At 48.3% G+C, this 16,736-nt stretch carries 12 protein-coding genes and 5 tRNA genes; 2 read left to right on the forward strand and 15 right to left on the reverse strand.

The features are described from left to right. Window positions 1-46: 46 nt before the first annotated feature. On the reverse strand, window positions 47-1,546 hold the full coding sequence (locus T504_RS0106380) for an oligopeptide:H+ symporter (protein WP_033170234.1): 1,500 nt from the start codon (window positions 1,544-1,546) through the stop codon (window positions 47-49). Between the two features lie 438 nt (window positions 1,547-1,984). On the opposite strand from T504_RS0106380, the gene T504_RS0106385 reads away from it, so the two are divergent. Beyond that, window positions 1,985-2,374: a hypothetical protein gene (locus T504_RS0106385; RefSeq protein WP_033170235.1), complete on the forward strand. Its 390-nt coding sequence runs from the start codon at window positions 1,985-1,987 to the stop codon at window positions 2,372-2,374. A 115-nt stretch (window positions 2,375-2,489) separates the two neighbouring features. Here the strand turns inward: T504_RS0106385 and T504_RS0106390 are convergent. The 13 genes from T504_RS0106390 to brnQ all read right to left on the reverse strand — a co-directional run bounded on the left by T504_RS0106390 (window position 2,490) and on the right by brnQ (window position 13,333). Beyond that, window positions 2,490-2,575: transfer RNA gene (locus T504_RS0106390), tRNA-Tyr, on the reverse strand. A 4-nt stretch (window positions 2,576-2,579) separates the two neighbouring features. Beyond that, window positions 2,580-2,657: transfer RNA gene (locus T504_RS0106395), tRNA-Arg, on the reverse strand. 32 nt (window positions 2,658-2,689) lie between these two features. Beyond that, a tRNA-Ile gene (locus T504_RS0106400) sits at window positions 2,690-2,766 on the reverse strand. A gap of 37 nt (window positions 2,767-2,803) precedes the next feature. Continuing rightward, window positions 2,804-2,878: transfer RNA gene (locus tag T504_RS0106405), tRNA-Gly, on the reverse strand. 4 nt (window positions 2,879-2,882) lie between these two features. Continuing rightward, window positions 2,883-2,957 (reverse strand) — tRNA-Gly (locus T504_RS0106410). 112 nt (window positions 2,958-3,069) lie between these two features. After that, the gene (locus T504_RS0106415) at window positions 3,070-7,569 is read right to left on the reverse strand and encodes an AAA domain-containing protein (protein WP_156033483.1); all 4,500 of its coding nucleotides are present in this window, start codon (window positions 7,567-7,569) and stop codon (window positions 3,070-3,072) included. A 233-nt stretch (window positions 7,570-7,802) separates the two neighbouring features. Beyond that, a complete protein-coding gene (locus tag T504_RS0106420) occupies window positions 7,803-8,624 on the reverse strand; it encodes a hypothetical protein (protein ID WP_033170237.1) in 822 nt (273 codons plus the stop codon). Window positions 8,625-8,741: 117 nt separating this feature from the next. After that, complete coding sequence (locus T504_RS0106425; RefSeq protein WP_033170238.1) at window positions 8,742-9,146, reverse strand: YkvA family protein; 405 nt, start codon at window positions 9,144-9,146, stop codon at window positions 8,742-8,744. Between the two features lie 82 nt (window positions 9,147-9,228). Continuing rightward, window positions 9,229-9,432, reverse strand: coding sequence for a protein kinase (locus tag T504_RS0106430; protein WP_033170239.1), 204 nt, complete (start codon window positions 9,430-9,432; stop codon window positions 9,229-9,231). Window positions 9,433-9,535: 103 nt separating this feature from the next. Beyond that, window positions 9,536-10,522, reverse strand: a complete 987-nt coding sequence (locus tag T504_RS0106435; protein ID WP_033170240.1) for an asparaginase — start codon at window positions 10,520-10,522, stop codon at window positions 9,536-9,538. A gap of 2 nt (window positions 10,523-10,524) precedes the next feature. Further along, window positions 10,525-11,367: an HAD family hydrolase gene (locus T504_RS0106440; protein ID WP_033170241.1), complete on the reverse strand. Its 843-nt coding sequence runs from the start codon at window positions 11,365-11,367 to the stop codon at window positions 10,525-10,527. A gap of 53 nt (window positions 11,368-11,420) precedes the next feature. Beyond that, window positions 11,421-11,771 (reverse strand): nitrous oxide-stimulated promoter family protein, encoded by a 351-nt coding sequence (locus T504_RS0106445; protein WP_033170242.1) that lies wholly within the window; start codon window positions 11,769-11,771, stop codon window positions 11,421-11,423. Window positions 11,772-11,992: 221 nt separating this feature from the next. After that, entirely contained in the window at window positions 11,993-13,333 is a 1,341-nt protein-coding gene (brnQ, locus tag T504_RS0106450; RefSeq protein WP_033170243.1) for a branched-chain amino acid transport system II carrier protein, read from the reverse strand. A 274-nt stretch (window positions 13,334-13,607) separates the two neighbouring features. Here brnQ and T504_RS0106455 point away from each other — a divergent pair, with 274 nt between their 5' ends. Next, a complete protein-coding gene (locus T504_RS0106455; RefSeq protein ID WP_369793620.1) occupies window positions 13,608-14,075 on the forward strand; it encodes a hypothetical protein in 468 nt (155 codons plus the stop codon). Window positions 14,076-14,115: 40 nt separating this feature from the next. Here T504_RS0106455 and T504_RS13850 read toward each other — a convergent pair whose 3' ends face one another. Further along, the gene (locus T504_RS13850) at window positions 14,116-16,731 is read right to left on the reverse strand and encodes an EAL domain-containing protein (protein WP_051635240.1); all 2,616 of its coding nucleotides are present in this window, start codon (window positions 16,729-16,731) and stop codon (window positions 14,116-14,118) included. Window positions 16,732-16,736 lie beyond the last annotated feature (5 nt).

Below are 16,736 nucleotides of genomic sequence, written 5' to 3' on the forward strand. Positions count from 1 at the left end.
CTACCATCGGTAGAAACTTCATCGCATTTTTCATGTTTTCAAAAGCTTATTTGTCAGCGACCGCCGCCTCCGGTTCACCCTCAAACGCTTCCTCATCCGTCTTGTTGATGAGGCGGTTGAGCATGGGAACCGTCAGTGCCATGATAATCGTTACGCCAAGGGTAACAAGACCAATCTGCGTAAACACCTCGCTGTATACCGGCAAAGTCTGCAACGGATCCACAACATCTTTCGATACCGTCGTAAGCGTTGCCACCCAGCCACCGAGGATTGCCGCAATCGACGTAGTCAGGAACCATGCTCCCATGAGGAAACCGATGAGTTTCTGCGGAACCAGTTTCGATATCATAGAAAGTCCCAGACCACTGATGAGCAGCTCGCCAATGGAAGACAAGAAATAAGAACCAATCAGCCACCAAGCCGATACGATACCAGCTTCATTGGCAAAGTTAGCCGAGAAACCGACAACGAGGAACGATGCGGCCGTCAATAACATGCCCAGCGCGAATTTCGCCGGCATCGAAAGGTCTTTGCCTTCACTGCCGAAGTGCGAATAAGCCCAAGCCAGCACCGGACTTGCCAGCATAATCCAAAACGGGTTAAGCGTCTGGAATACTTCCGCATTTGGAATCGCAATGCCGAGAACCGAGTGCTCCACATTCTTAATGGCAAAGAAATTGAGGGAGGTCGGCATCTGCTGATACAACGTAAAGAAGATGATCGCCTCGACAATCAAAATCATCGCTGCTGCCATGTGGCTGCGCTCAGCACCTTTGGCCTGGATAATCATCTTAAAGAATACACCATAGACCAAAACGCCAATGACAAACAACAGCCAGTGAGCCACCGAGAGGTGCGAAAGCAGCCAGCTGGAGAAAACCGTCATCACGACAACACCGATCAGCGTCAGAACGATTTTCTTCATCGTCAGCGGTTCAGCACCTGCCGGCGAATCGATACCGCGAACCAAATAGCGGAAGCCCAAAAAGCCGCCAATCGCCAAGATCAGGCCCATCGCGCAAATCATGAAGCCCAGCGATAAACCATACTGTGCACCAATGATAGGAACCAGCAGCATCGAGAGGAAAGAACCAATGTTGACCGCCATATAATACATCGTAAAGGCACTGTCTAAGTCCTTTTCATCCCCCTCATAGAGCTTCGAAAGCAGCGAAGAAGGATTGGCCTTAAAGATACCATTACCGCAGGCAATAGCACCCAATGCCAGAAATACCATCGTCTTATCGGCACCAGCCAAAGCCATCATGGCATAGCCAATCATCAATACGACAGCGCCCAGCGTAATCGTGCGCTGGGTTCCCAGAATCTTATCGCCCAGGAAGCCGCCCAACGATACATAACCATATACCATCGCACTAAACGCGCCAAAGACAACAAAGGATTCTGCGTCTTCCATACCGAGGGACTTTACAAAGAACCCCGCCAACACGGCCTGAAGACCATAATAACCAAAGCGTTCCCAGAACTCAATGAAGAATAGCATATTGAATGCTTTCTTACGGTTTACTGGATGTGATTCAACCATAATTAATCTCCTAACTTTTTCCCCAATGGATTATCTTCTCCATCGATCTCGTTTATTGTGTTTTACCAGGAGACATTATAGCACAAATAGAAGCATTCGCAAAGCTGGCCAAAGTGTAAAAACTGTTACTCGGCACCTTGCTTCTTCCATATTTCTTTAATTTAAGTACACTTATACCAGTATATCAGTACGAAAGGACATAAGTCCCTTTATTATTCCATTTTCCCCATTTGCTGTTAGTGAAAAATAAAACAAAAATTATCATCCATCCGTAATGTTGTAATCTTTTTCATACATATCTGCAAAATGTCCATATATTGAATACATCAAAAAACATCCGGCTGTTTCAATGTCAAATTAGCAAAAATTGACAAGTAGCGGGATTTTGTTACAATTATCCTTGTATGTTTTCACGTCAAAATAGAAAGGAACTACGCCATGCTTTATATCATCACGAAACTTGTCACCGAAGGGAACAAACAAGCTTTCTCTGTCATCGGCGCCGTCGATGACAAAAAAAAAGCTGCCGCCATTGCTGCCGAAGTCTACAAAAACTATAACAAAGTCGCTTCATTTCAGAATATCGAGATGATTACCGAATGGCTGGCTACCCGCCTCTCCTATTCTTTCCGTCTCGATAAAGAACACCGCTTGCAACTGGCCATCACCGAACTTGAGGGAGAAACCCTGCCAGAAGATAAACAGGTAGTCTTCAATGCCGCTGCCGAAGAGGACGAACTCATGCGGCGCGTAAGCCAGGCACTGTTCGAAGGCAAGCACACCGCAGAACGCGGCGGGCAAGCACCATCCTGCCCCATCGATCAGTAAACGGCCAATAACAGACCAATAACTACAGGCCCCCACGGACTTACTCCATGGGGGCCTATCCTTTTGCCGTTTAGACAACAAAAAAGCGCCGCTTAAGCGACGCTGTCTTTCAAGGTGGTGGGCAGGGATGGATTCGAACCATCGTAATCCGAAGATGACAGATTTACAGTCTGTTCCCTTTAACCACTCGGGCACCTACCCACAATGGTGACCCAGGAGGGACTCGAACCCCCGACCCTTTGATTCGTAGTCAAATACTCTAATCCAGCTGAGCTACTGAGTCATAACATTGGTTAAAAAATATAAAGTTGGAATTGGTGGGCCCACTTGGACTCGAACCAAGGACCGACCGGTTATGAGCCGGTTGCTCTAACCAACTGAGCTATAGGCCCATTGTATATAGAAGCTTTTCAGCTACTAATCAAAAAATGGAGCGGAAAACGAGGCTCGAACTCGCGACCCCCACCTTGGCAAGGTGGTGCTCTACCACTGAGCTATTTCCGCAATATGGAGCGGAAAACGAGGCTCGAACTCGCGACCCCCACCTTGGCAAGGTGGTGCTCTACCACTGAGCTATTTCCGCATTTTGTCACCGCTCAACTCAGAAGTTTCTGTGTCTCGCTGACTGACAAAATATATTATAGCCATTCCTCCATACTTTGTCAAACATTTTTTTACAAAAATCGTAAAAAAAATTATTTTTCTTGTTCCTCGGCCTCCGCACGCCACTGATTCAGGATTTCCGCTGCGCGCTGACGCACTGCTGCCAGTACCGTTTCACGCAGCTGTCCCACAAGCGGACCGTCCGATTCGGCGGCCTCTGGCTCAATCCCCTGAAAAGCCAATTCGGCCATCAAGCGACGGAATGTTTCTTCGGGATCACGGTACCAATGACTTCCGCGAATCCGCAGGAAATTCCATCCCAAACGTTCGAGCACTGCCTGTTGACAACGTTCTTCCGCTGCCTGCTGGACACTGCTCACCCAATGTTCCCCATCACAATCAATAGCCACCTTTTGCCCCTGGCCTAAAACCACCATATCAATCGTATAGGCACCAACGGCAAAGTGCTTCTCTACATGATAGCCATAACGTACCAGTTCGCGATATACTGCCGCAGCTAGTGAGGACTCCTCCTCTTCGCTTCGCACCATATCCCGTACCGGATTATTGGCATACTCAATAAGACCACGGCGAATATCATCGGTTTTCAAATCTTCGACATCCATGGAATGGAAAATCCAAAGCTGGTCACGTGCGCGGCTGGCCGCTACATTATAGCGCTTGCTATTACTGCCATTGTGCCCCTCCGAGAGCAGCCGCAGTGAACGTCCGTCTTCCCCACTATCCACCAAGGAAAGGAATATGATATCCCGCTCGTCTCCCTGGAAACGAGCCGGATTGCCACAGAGGAACTGATAGTCCTCCAACACGGTAATTCCAAGGCGCCGGACCGCCATTTCCCGGATAACTTTCGCTTGTTCATCCCCCAGCATAGAGATCGCCCCAAATGTCTTTCCTTGGTATTCTGGCTGCTCTAAGCAGGCCGCAAATACTGCCACAATTTCCTCCGCTTCCCGATAATTGTGTTTTTGCGTACGCTCGCCTGCAGTCTTTACATCAACCAGCGGCATCAAAGGACTGCTGCCGGATTCGCGCAAGGGACGAATGCGTCCATCATAAACCAACTGATTGCTGTAACCAATAATCTCCGGCACACAGCGAAAATGCTCGGTGAGCATCCGCGCTTCAAAATTCATCTGCGCGATATCGTAAAGCGAAGTATCCATCGTATACAAAGAAGCATGCTTGATAACCCCCTGTATGGAGGCATTCTGCAAACGGGTGATGTCTTCAGCCATCACACCGACAGCCGATGGACTAACCTGTTTATCATCTCCCACGATGATGACTTTTTTTCCGAAATAGAGCAGTGGCAAAGCTGTGATATCAGCCTGGCTGGCTTCATCAATCAAAAGAATGTCAAATTTCTCACTCTCCGGCTTTAAATTCTGCCATACCCGCGAAAGCGGCATAATCCAAGCAGGAACCGCCGCCTGAGCCTCCAACATGCATTGGCGTGCCTCGCGAATATGACGTGCTGCATATTTGCCTTTCCCCCGGCCAATCTTAGCTACCGCTTTGCTCCAGCCAATCAGACTGGACTGAAGATTGCTCCCCGATACATCTTTGAGCAGATGATACCAGGACAATTTTTCCGCCAATTCCGTTGTTGTCTGATGAAGTCGTGCCGTCAAATCATGAATTTGCTGCGAAAGTTCCCGCATATCATCCTGTGGCACATCTTCCAGTTCCTGCTTGAACTGTAAATAAAGCCATGCCAAAGACAGATTATCCGGCGGAACAGCGTCCGCAAAGCCATCAGCCTGCTCACGGATATACTGCGCCCAAAGCGGTGCTGCCGTCGCCAATCGGTCGATAAGCTCCTGACGGCGGAGGTAGCTCTCCTTAAGCCGATCATCCTTTGCCAGCCGCTCATAGGCTTCGGCATATAGTTCTGCATCCCCTTCCAAGAGGGCTTTTGCAAACATTCTGGCCACAATACCATCCGCTGCGACGACTGCCAGTCGGGATTTTTCCAAAGGATCTTCTTCCCGGCTCTCTTCTTCACAAAGAGCCAAGAGTCTCTGCCAACGGGGAAAATCATTCTCCAACCAGGAAAGCTGCTCTTGCAATTTCTGGTGTGGGGTCAGATAACTGCCCCCCTCGTAAACGACATCCGCAATCACCCCTGCACGACGCCAGCGGAGCATCAGTTCATCCCAAACCTTTGGATACCAATCAAGGAGCTCTTGTATTTCTTGCCAGCGAGCACTTACCAAGTCATCAATATCATCTTCGTTCTGGGCTAGTTCCTCATAGGAAATCATGCCATACGGTACGAGCAGTTGCGACCACTCACGGCGCACCGTCTCACGGGCCTGATGCAGCGAAACATACTGCATCGCCAATTGGCAATCCCTGCGGCTCGCCAATGGCTTGCCATCAATGCAGAAACCAAGCTGTACGGCCTTCCATTCCCGATGACGCAACCGGTTCCAAAGGGAAAGATGACCATCCGCATCAAACGCCTCGGCCAGCTCCGAAAGCAACTGAATTAAATCCTTATCCAATGGCCGATCCAATTTATAATCGAACTCGCGCCCGAAAAAACGCGTCATCGACTGTTGCTTGAGCTGCTGAACCCTGCGGATATCCCGGCCGAGCATCTCCCAAACCTCACGATGAGCGCCTCCCTGCTGACCTGCCAAAACAGCCTCGCGGGCCCACTCCTGCTGAAACCTTGAAAAATCGATTGTCTGATATAACGCATTCGTCTCTTGGAGCATATCGGCGGAAAACTCCTCCGTCACCCGGCGCCCCTTCCGCAGGACATGACCTTCACCATCCAGCGACACCTCGGCAAAACCTGCCAACAATTCTTCTTTTTCCTGTTGCCGGGAAATCGCCTGCCCTAAAGCCGCCGCTGCCTCTGCTGGTAGCAACAGTTCCGATCGGTCCGGCAATTTCTCGCCAAGTTCCGCCAACAATTGCGCATCAAATGCGGCATTTGACGCATAGAGCTCCAAAAACTCCGCCTCAGAAAGTGGCAGCGATGCCCCCTCCTCAATCTCTCCGGGGATCACCCCTGCCAGTTCCTCATGCTCATGCAAAAATGCTGCCATCCGCGAAAGCGACCAGGCCTTTCCATCCAACAGGAAATAATCGCGCCGAGCCTCCATACGCTGGATATTTTCCAGTCGCGTGCGCAGTTCTGTCAACTGCTGGAGCAGCTCATGACGTTCAACGGTCAGCGTTTCTGCCGCCTGATACATTTCCTCAGCCGAAGAACGGGAAAGCCGATCACAAATCCCGCTAACCGAATGCTCCATATCTTTGCGGGAATCCTCCAGCAGCGACACACAGAGATCCTGTATACCGGCCGGCAATTTTTCTTTCAGCACCGCCAGCGCCTTTGACGTAGCACTAGTCACCAGCACCCGCTGTCCCTTGGCTAAAAAATGCCCCAACAAATTTGCAATCGTATGGGTCTTGCCTGTCCCCGGCGGCCCCTGAACCACTACAGCCGATGCCTGCTCTATTTTGCGTGCGATGGCCAACTGTTCGGCATTCGCCTGTTTCGTGAGTAATATATCTTCTGCCTCACCGCGAATATCTTCCAAACTTACCGTCATTGGCTCCGACGGCGCTTTGCCATACGCAGGGTCCACGATCTCCAGCAGTGCCGTCGGCACTCCCCCATGATTATCCACATACGCCATCATTCCGGCAATCGCCCGTTCCAGCCCAGCATTATGACGGCGCAGAAACATCACCTGGCGCGGATAAACCAAATACCAATCCGTCGGCAAAATATCAAAGCGCTTCTCGGCAAAACGGCAATTAGGGGTCAATGCCGGAACAGCCTCCTGCAGGAACGATACCAGCTCCCCATCCAACGGATGAAGATCCGCCTCATCAAGCTGCGTGGAAAAGGCACGGATTCCATCGCCTTCTATCCCAGGCATATCCTGAAACATGTCCCCATAGAGTTCCGTTGGATAATCCGTATCGAGCAGTTGCATCTTCCCCTTCTTATCATAATGAAGGCACACTCGCTTCAATACAATCGGGTGATGAATGGCCGCATCCAATCCACTGTAAAACATCCCGTCGCCAACCATTAGCTCCAGTTGTTCTGGTTCCTGACGACAGCGGTCATATAATTCATAAAGAGTCATGAACAACGCCTGCGTACGGCTTTTGACCATTTCTCCCGCCCGCCATAAAGTACGCCGGCGCTTCCAGTCCTCAAACGCGGCAATGCGCACCCCCGAATCAACAAAGCGCTCGGTAATCTCCCCCAGCCGCGGATCCTTACGCATCCGTTCTTCACGAACCTCAATATCCACCGTCTCAAAATTTCGCCAATCCGGAGTACGCACCCAACCTACCAAATCAAACGGCATTTCGGGGCAGGCTGTAAATTCCGGCTTCTCAACCTCCAGCAGTACGCCCTCGTGGCCTTCTTCCCCGGAATTTTTCCAAACATGGATGCGCTTCGGGTCAATCGGCAGCTCATCAAAAAACAGCGTCCATTCCTGATCCTTGATATTTCGAATCAATTGCTGACGTAAGCTGCATACCTGCCGGATATAATCAAATAATTTCAATACTTTTTTCTGATTATCCATATATTCCTCGAATTCATCCACTAATCCACATAAAACGCATTGTTATCCCCAAGAATTTTCTTTTATCCACATGACTGTGGATAAAAATGTGGATAACCTCAAGAATTTTCCCATACTCTGCCTCTATTCTACTGATTTTTTGGCTTTCGTGCAATAAAAAAAGCCCTGACATTGACTACTAAAGCCAATGCCAAAGCCAATCGACAGATTTATACACAAGAGGATGTGGATAATTATGCTGCCTGTCCTTTTTTCCCCCCCCAAGTCACCTTGTCCGCCCCAGCAGGCATAATGACATGGTTGTTATACACGATACTCATACGAGTCGCCTCTGCCCGTTCCTGCTCCGTAGCCTGGGGATTGCGACGAATCTCATAAACCTCATGCGAAACCTGTTTTATCGCATAGGATTGTGCCGTATGGAACTGAAGCTCCACTCTTACGCCCTCCGAACTCATAAGCTGGGCATTGATGCCCTGATAGAATTTACCGCCCCAGGCGTTGCGGAATTTGATCACCGTAAATCCCGCAGCCTCTAGCTGATGCAGTGCCTTCGGAACCTGAAGTGCATAAGACTTTTCATCGACTACCAGCGTATACCGCAGCACATCACTGATTGCCGCGGCTGCCACGTCCAAACTCTCGTGTTTTTCCTCTGCATCCGCCAGGATTTTTCCCGACAGGCTGTCGGCGCGCTTGAAGCGGTTTTCCAAACCTTCCAGATAAGCACCATCTGTTTCCAGCTGCTGCATGGCAGCCGTGATACCGTCCTCAGCCTCACGGGCCTTGAGCAAAAGCTGCGCCGCCAGGATATCTGCCTGCTCGCGTCGTTCCCGGCGCTTCGCCTCGCGCTCATCGCTGTAATCGGCCAGCTCCACAACTGCAGCTAACGATTCGTCATTTGTTGCTGCAGCATAACTATGGGAAACATTCACCGGCGCGACTACCGCCATCATCAGCATGACCGTCGCTGTCAGCGTACGGGCTGCCCAGCCCGCACAAAGCAGCTTACGGGCTGAATATCTCGATACCTTCTTTTTCATGTCGTATTTCATAATTCTACCTCCAAACCATCAATACTGGTTTTCTCGGCTTTCTCTTACGACATTTATTATAGAAAACGATTCTTGAAACAAACTGGTTGATAATGAAAACTATATGAAGCCTCTTAATTACCCCAGTTTATCCGCATATTCATCCCCCAGGATAGTCCGAATTTTTTCCTTTGCCTGTCTGCGGACTTCCTCAGTGATATAGAGCTGTGCCAATACAATCGCAGCGGCAATAACCGATGCATCATCCGTATAGCCCACCAGCGGAATAAAATCAGAAATCACATCAATCGGGGAAATCAGATACCCCAACGCCCCATAGATTCCCACCTTGACTTTCATCGGGCAATTCGGTTGTTTCGTCACATAATAAAGCTGCAGGGCTTGATAAAGAACTTTCACGCCAATTTGTGCTGCATTCTTTTTTATCTTATTCCAAAATCCTTCCTCCGAGAATTTTTTCTCGTATTTCTCCGGATTGATTTTTTTCAGCTCTTCTTCGGAAACATGAATCTTTTCTGCCATGGGATAAAACCTCCTAGCTGATAAAAAAACGATGCCAGGTCCATTATCAAGGGCTCAGCATCGTTTTTCCAAGAATTTCTTTTTACTTTTTGAGCGTTTCCAATACAGCGCTCGGGCTCATGTTTTCTTTCTTCATGAACTCCAGCAGTTCCTTATAATCGGTCTTTGCTTTCTGCTCGTTAAGGTCTGCAAGCTCTGCTTTCAGTTTTTTGAGCTCCGCCTGTTTCTTAGCAATTTTCGCCTCGATCTTAGCAATTTTTTCTTCGTAATTTGCAGTTCTAGCCATTTGAATTTCTCCTTTTAAAATAATCTAGAATCGATTACCTTTAGTCTTTTTTTATTATACAAGATTATCCTTAAAAAGACAAAAAATTTTTCTTTTCAAACGGTTAGAAACGATTAAACCATTCCTGTATTTCCTCACGTTTTATTTTTTGCTGCAAGGCCAGCTGTAACAAGATCCGCGCCTTTTGCGGATTTAAACTTTCACTGCGAAGTATTTGGGCTTCTTCATACGATTTCTCCGCATAAGTTACTTGTCCTGCATAACCACGCGTACTGCGCACGACGGTCACACCAGCTTTTACTGCCTGCGCCAGCTTTTGCTCGACCGGAGCAGGCAGGCTCCCATTTCCCATACCAGCATAAACGATTCCCTGGGCCCCCGCCTTTACCGCCGCCTCAACCAAAAGGCCATCATCGCCGGCATAGCCATAGAGGATCCGCACATCGGGAAGCTCCCGAATCGTTTCGCAAAACTTAAGGCTTCCCTCAAGATGCGTAAATTCACTGCGACGGGTAAATTTCACTACTCCGTCGTCCACACTCCCCAAAGAACCGCCATTCGGCGATTGGAACGTCTGAACAGACATCGTATGTGACTTGGTAACATCATGCGCACCGTCGATTTGATTATTCGTCACGACCAACACCCCACGGTCATGAGCCTCCGGGCTTACTGCCACGCGTACAGCATCGAGCAGATTTAGCGGACCATCCGCACTGATAGCCGTAGCCGGCCGCATCGCCCCCGTCAAGACGATGGGCTTATCGGTACAAGTCAAAAGACTCAGCAGATATGCCGTCTCCTCCAAGGTATCCGTACCATGGGTGATGACCACACCGTCCATTCCCTCGAACGCCAAAAGCTCATTGCAGCGGCGTGCGAGTTTGAGCTGAATCTCCTGTGTCATATCCTTACTGTCAATCGCAGCAATCTGCTCACCGGAAACCTCCGCTAACTCGCGAATTTCCGGCACAGCATCGAGCAGGGAATCGATGCCAATAGCCCCCGCTTGATACCCTGTCGTAGCCGTGTCCGATTCCGCACTGCCCGCAATTGTACCGCCGGTTGCCAATACATAGATCTTTTTCATACTCAAGCCTCCCCGTTTTCTACGATATGCTCCAATATCCAGGCCATCAAATGTTCTTCCACTTTACAACCCGTATAATCCGCAACAGCCTTGGTATCCTCATGCGCATTTCCTGATGCAACACCAACATCAGCCCGTTCCAGCATTTCGTTATCATTCAGATAATCCCCTGCCGCGATAATCCGATAATTCTTCCACGCCGGCAATTGACGAATCTTATCTACCATTGTCCCCTTAGATACGCCCTTGGCCACAAATTCGTAGTAATTCACTTCAGAATAAAAACTATTCGTTAACGCATCGATACCAAATTTCTTTTCCATACGTTCCACGCGATGAAGCACGGCCGGTTCCGCACAAATAAAGAACTTAAGCCACGGGGTTTTCTCCGTATCCCGGAGTTTGTCCAACGTACAATGCTCGTACTTATAATACTCAAAAGGAAGACGGGGATCATCATACTTTTCATCACTGATGATATGACAATTATCGGCCGTATATACCTCAATACACGCATGCGGAAAAGAATCCCGCACCGCTTCAGCAAATCGCGGCCAAACGGACTTATCCTCAGCGAAACGCAAAGGACAAGTCGCCAAAATTTCTCTGCTGTTCCAATCGTAGAGCATCGAACCATTAAAGAAAATACTCGGTGCATTGATCGGCAAATCTTTTACATACCCCTCCGCAGCTTCCGGCGTACGGCCCGTCGCAATCGCAAAACGACCGCCCCCTTCGACAAAGCGGTTAAGCGCTTCTTTGTTTTCCTCTGAAATCACCCCGCCACGTGGAATCAGCGTGCCATCGAGGTCACTTATCAGCAAAATATTTTCATAAGGTTTCAAACCGCATTCCCCTTCCTATTCCGATTCTGTTTGCGAATAAGTTTATTATAACATCATTTCTCACGTTTTCTAAGTCCATGTCGCGTCCGCCACTGAATCAAGATGTGGCGGATAGCCATAATTGGATGATGCAAAAGCATCCGTGGACCACTATAACGCATAATCGCCAAAATCAATTCCCGCTGTGGCTTCGCATAACAATGAATCGGACAAACACTACAAAAAGTCTTCGCTGCCATACGCGGACATTTGGCAATACGAATATCCGCATAAGCCGCAATAGCTTCACAATCCGGACAAAGTTCGTGTCCAGATTCCCGGACATGATGATGACCACGACAGTATATTTTCACAATCTCTCGTACTGTTTTTCGCTCTTCGCTGCGTTTCCATTCTACCTGCATAATAATCCCCTCCCCTTCTTTCCCAGCAATTATACCATACCCAAAACTATCCACTAAGTAGCAAATGTTACTGGCCCTTTCTGTGGATAGCTGTGGATAATCCTCCAACTTTTTAACATCTTATCCACAGCTTTTAAGCAACCATCCACAGTGTTTCTGTGGATAACTACTTTTGGTACTAAAAAATGCCCCTGCTCATGCAGAGGCATTTCCCTATTTCCTTAACTTGCGACACTTACATCGGCTGGCTTTTCCTGAAAGAAGGAATAAACAAAGCCGAGAGCAGCCCCCAACAGAGCCGGAATTACCCAGCCCATCGTAATGCTGTAGAACGGCAGATACGCAGTCAAGAATTCATTGACTCCCGGCAGCTGGATGCTGGCTGCGTTAAGACCATCGATGATGGCAAATATCATGGTGCAGTTCATAGCTCCGCGGTACACACTGCGGCGCCAACCGATAAAGCGGTCAAACAACGATAACAGGACGAATACGATAACCAGTGGATAAATTCCCACCAGGAACGGAATCGTCAACGTAATGATCTGCGTCAAGCCGACATTGGATGCCACAAAACTGAACAAGATGCTGAAGAGCAGCAAGCGCTCATACGAAATCTTATTCTTGAAGAGCTTGTTGAAGAACCAGGCCGTCCCCGAAGTTATGCCACAGCAGGTGGTAAGGCAGGCCAACGAAATGATAACTGCCACCAACAGGTTGCCCGCCGGACCAAAGAAAATCGAGATTGCCGCCGCCAGCAGCTGGCCACCATTTTCCGAATGCCCCAGGACACTGGCACTGGTTGCCCCAATATAGGAAAGGGAACCGTAAACCATGGACATCAATACTACCGAAATAAGTCCAGCGATCAAGCAAACCTGGCTGATTGCGCGATTCGAAGTAACCCCACGCATGCGGATTGCATTGACAACCAACGTACCGATTGCTAAAGAAGCCAAAAGATCCATCGTCTGATAACCGTCCTGGAAGCCTTGGACAAACGGCGTCTTGATATAAGCCCCCGTCGCATCAAGAATATCTCCCAGCGGCGTCACAAAGGCCTTGGCAAACAGGATAACCAGGAATACGAGCAAAACCGGCGTCAGCATCTTGCCTACGCGGTCAATCAACTTATTGGGATTCAGCGCTAAATAATAGGAAGCCGCGTAAAAAATTGCCGTGTAAATGGCCTGCCCCAACGTCATGTTGTCAGCGGTCAAAAAAGGCCGGATGCCAATTTCAAAAGAAACCGCACCAGTACGAGGCATAGCAAACAACGGCCCAATGGTCAGATAAAGAATGACGAGCAGCATTGTCGCCATCCATGGATAGGTCATCTTGCGGATAAATTCAATATATTTTCCACCTTGCAAGGCAATTGCCGTAATTCCCAGCAGTGGCAAACCTACCCCCGTTACCAAAAAACCAATCATTGCCGTCAGTACATGGTCACCAGCGGCCTGCCCCAGAGCCGGCGGAAAGATAAGATTTCCAGCACCGAAGAAGATCGAGAACATCATGAACCCAACGGTTAAGATTTCTCCTTTAGACATTTGATTCATACTAACACCCTTTTCTTTTTGCAGAAGAACCCTTTTGTCCTTTTACAGTGAACATTGTAAAGCACAAAAAAATCCATGTCCAAACCGAGCGAACATGAACGAGGCCCTGTCTTTCTTAAGCGATAAATGCATTATAGCATAAATGTACTTTACAATGCAACATTTTAATTCTTTGTCTACTGTAAATGTGTAAACTTACGTTTTTTTTCTTTTTCTGCTATACTATGCTATACTAATCATAAGATCCGAAGTGTTACAAAGGAGGACTTATAATATGGCTGAAGAACAAGCTGGACAGGAAAACGTCCCCACTAAAAATACAAATGAACAAGAACTAGATCCAATCGTCACGCAAGCCCATGGCGTACAACAACAGGTAAAAATGGAAATTCTCAACATGATACATAGCGGCGAAAGTCCTTTCGACATCATCTATCATATTGCCAAACGGCTTGAAGACGTCTCCGGCGAACCAGGATATGCCAAATATGTCGAAGATCAGATTCGCGCCGTTTACGGCTTTGCCTTGGAACACGTAAAGCCCATGAAGGATGAACTGCACGAAGTAGAAGAACGTCTCAAACGCATCGAAAAATCCTACGAAAACCCAGATTTCACCGAAGAAGAACACATCCGTATCGGTTTTGCCATCAACCGTCACAAGAAAAATATCGAACGGCTAAAAGTCATGATTCAAAAGGCCGAGGCCGATCATGACGACATGACTATCGTCAAAAATTAACCGTCAAAAAAGGAGCGCATCATTGCGCTCCTTTTTTGACCTACAAATGATATTCCTGCTCAAATTTTGCTACTGCCTCTGGATTGATTGCCCGCAGGCGTTCCCGCAGTTCTTTCAGCTGGGCCCTTTCCTTGGCCAGCGGTGTGATATCCTCCATGACCAAATACAGAAGCGTCCGCATGTTCTCAACACAAATGATGCTGGCTCGAACCCGTATCCAAACAACGCGGCCATCACTGCAACAACGGCGAATCTCACCTTCGCAGCCAGTTTTCTTATTGGCTGCCTCATGAATCAACTGCCAAAATTTGTCGTGATCTTCTACCACAATCCGGTCCATAATCTGATTATCGGGACCATAAACCTTTTCCCGCGGGTCCCCAAACAATTTGAAATAGCCATCATTGACACGCAGGATTTCCAAACTGTTGCCCACGAGCTCATAAAGTCCGATAGCTCCGCCCGAACTGTTAAACAACACGGTCAACTGCGCCGACATAGTCATCATATCTGCCGTATCATCCGTTCCCAGCGGCACTAGTACCGGTTCGTTGCTATACCCCTGGTCTACCAAACCTTCATAGACGTCCACCGGCACCGGCTTGGAATAGAAAAACCCTTGAACGCATTCACAGCCAATCGTCCGCAAAAAATCAGCCTGTTGCTGGGTCTCAACGCCCTCAGCAATAACCGGGATATGAAGCCACTTGGCCATGCGAACCACGGAATTCAATATATTGCCGCCACGGCCATTATCCTCTTTGTCACTGTCTGCCAAAAATTTGAGGTCAATCTTCAAAATGTCTACGGGCATATCCTTGAGCATATTGAGTGACGAATACCCGCTGCCAAAGTCATCCATCAAAATGGGGAATCCCTTTCCCTGAAGCTGCTTAGCAATCTCGATAATCTGCTGCGGATTCTCCACATAAGCACTTTCCGTAAGCTCCAATTCCAGATAACGTGGTGGAATCCGATATTTCCGAATGAGATTCTCAAATACTTGAACGATATTGGGACTATACAAATCAATTCGCGATACGTTGACCGAAATCGGCAGAATCGGACGCCCCTTATCCATATCTTCGCGCAGAAGCTGACAAGCCCGTTCCCAGACATATTTATCCAATTGGTAAATAAATCCGTTCTGCTCGAAAACTGGAATGAATTTTGCTGGCGAAATAAAGCCCAACTGGGGATGAAGCCAACGCACCAAAGCCTCAGCACCTACGACCTTTTCACTCATGAGTTCGTATTTCGGCTGTAAATAAACCAAAAATTCTCCCCGCTGCAATGACCCATGCATGTTATTTACAATAACCTGCTCGTTGACAATGCATTCGCGCATATCTTCATCGTATTCACCGCATAGCACCAATCCATTATGCTGGGCGCGGGAAAGTCCCATCGATGCACGATCCAGCATAGTCGTAACGGAAAGCTCTGGATCCCGTACCGTATAAACACCAAAATAAAATTCAATCCGATAATCCAAAGCAAAGGATTCCGCTAGCATCTGCAGCGAGTGAATGAGATGTTCCCGCACATTATTCGCCGTCGGATAACAAAGCAGGAAATTATCCGCATAAAGCCGCCCATAAGCACAGGGCTCCAAGCGGATACTCTTCAGAAAATGCGCCACATATTTCAAAAGCTTATCGCCAATTTCCTCACCAAACAAGTCATTGATGACCTTGAACCGAGCAATGTTGAACCGCATGATTTCGAACTCCGTATGGGGATTCTCATCAAGGATTTCCGCCGTACGCCGGCAAAAAGCTTTCTTATTATATAACCCCGTCAAACGATCATGGCGAAGATTATACAAAAACGTCGCATGGGTCTGTTTAAGTGGCGACAGGTTCGTAATAACCGCATTGAATATCCCTACCCCTGATCGCTTGTCAAAAACATAACGACCACACTCCATGCACCAGATATAGCTGCCATCCTGGCGGCAAAGACGGTATTCCACCTGATAGGTATCTGTTTTGAGAAGTTGCCGTTTGATTTCTTCCCGGCTGGGAACCAAATCATCGGCATGGATAATTCGCTGGATTTGTCCCTCAAGGCCCGCGCCAAAATCCGTACTTGACGCATAACCCAGCATTCGCCACAATTCCTCGCTGTAATAGTCAAGCGGCAGCCCCTTATCCGGGCGATACTGCACGTAGGCACAGTTAACATAGGAGGAAACCATGTCCACGATTTCTTCCATCGTGGATTCGTTTTCACCACCACGATTTAAAATCCGCGAACTTACCACCTGATACGTCAATTCCTGACGCATATCCCGCTGGAAGTGCATCCCACAGATCTGCCGGCCCACTTCGGTGTCACGGAAAATTACTAACACCTGATGCATGTTGCGCATGCGCTCATTCGTCGAATAAACCACATTGACCCGAACGGTGATACCTTCCTCCGTGTCACTTTCCACACATTTCATTTTGGTAACACGACAGGAATCGATATCCTGATGCATCCTCCTCAGGAGTTGTTCTGCCTTTAGCTTCCCCGTCGCGTAGATCTCAGAATGAATACCAAAAAGAATGACATCCTCCGTAAATAATTTCTGGATGTCAACGATATTCCCAAACTCGTAGTATTCCCTCAATATTCTTTTCGTCAAGACGACGGTCTTGCTTTGGTCCATCAACA

The sequence above is a fragment of the Selenomonas sp. ND2010 genome (genome assembly GCF_000702005.1).
Lineage (GTDB): Bacteria > Bacillota > Negativicutes > Selenomonadales > Selenomonadaceae > Selenomonas_A.

Excerpts from the sequence above, each read along its gene's own strand:
- T504_RS0106380 (WP_033170234.1), bottom strand. The coding sequence starts at position 1,546 with ATGGTTGAATCACATCCAGTAAACCGTAAGAAAGCATTCAATATGCTA.
- T504_RS0106385 (WP_033170235.1), top strand. The coding sequence starts at position 1,985 with ATGCTTTATATCATCACGAAACTTGTCACCGAAGGGAACAAACAAGCT.
- T504_RS0106415 (WP_156033483.1), bottom strand. The coding sequence starts at position 7,569 with ATGGATAATCAGAAAAAAGTATTGAAATTATTTGATTATATCCGGCAG.
- T504_RS0106420 (WP_033170237.1), bottom strand. The coding sequence starts at position 8,624 with ATGAAATACGACATGAAAAAGAAGGTATCGAGATATTCAGCCCGTAAG.
- T504_RS0106425 (WP_033170238.1), bottom strand. The coding sequence starts at position 9,146 with ATGGCAGAAAAGATTCATGTTTCCGAAGAAGAGCTGAAAAAAATCAAT.
- T504_RS0106430 (WP_033170239.1), bottom strand. The coding sequence starts at position 9,432 with ATGGCTAGAACTGCAAATTACGAAGAAAAAATTGCTAAGATCGAGGCG.
- T504_RS0106435 (WP_033170240.1), bottom strand. The coding sequence starts at position 10,522 with ATGAAAAAGATCTATGTATTGGCAACCGGCGGTACAATTGCGGGCAGT.
- T504_RS0106445 (WP_033170242.1), bottom strand. The coding sequence starts at position 11,771 with ATGCAGGTAGAATGGAAACGCAGCGAAGAGCGAAAAACAGTACGAGAG.
- brnQ (WP_033170243.1), bottom strand. The coding sequence starts at position 13,333 with ATGAATCAAATGTCTAAAGGAGAAATCTTAACCGTTGGGTTCATGATG.
- T504_RS0106455 (WP_369793620.1), top strand. The coding sequence starts at position 13,608 with ATGGCTGAAGAACAAGCTGGACAGGAAAACGTCCCCACTAAAAATACA.
- T504_RS13850 (WP_051635240.1), bottom strand. The coding sequence starts at position 16,731 with ATGGACCAAAGCAAGACCGTCGTCTTGACGAAAAGAATATTGAGGGAA.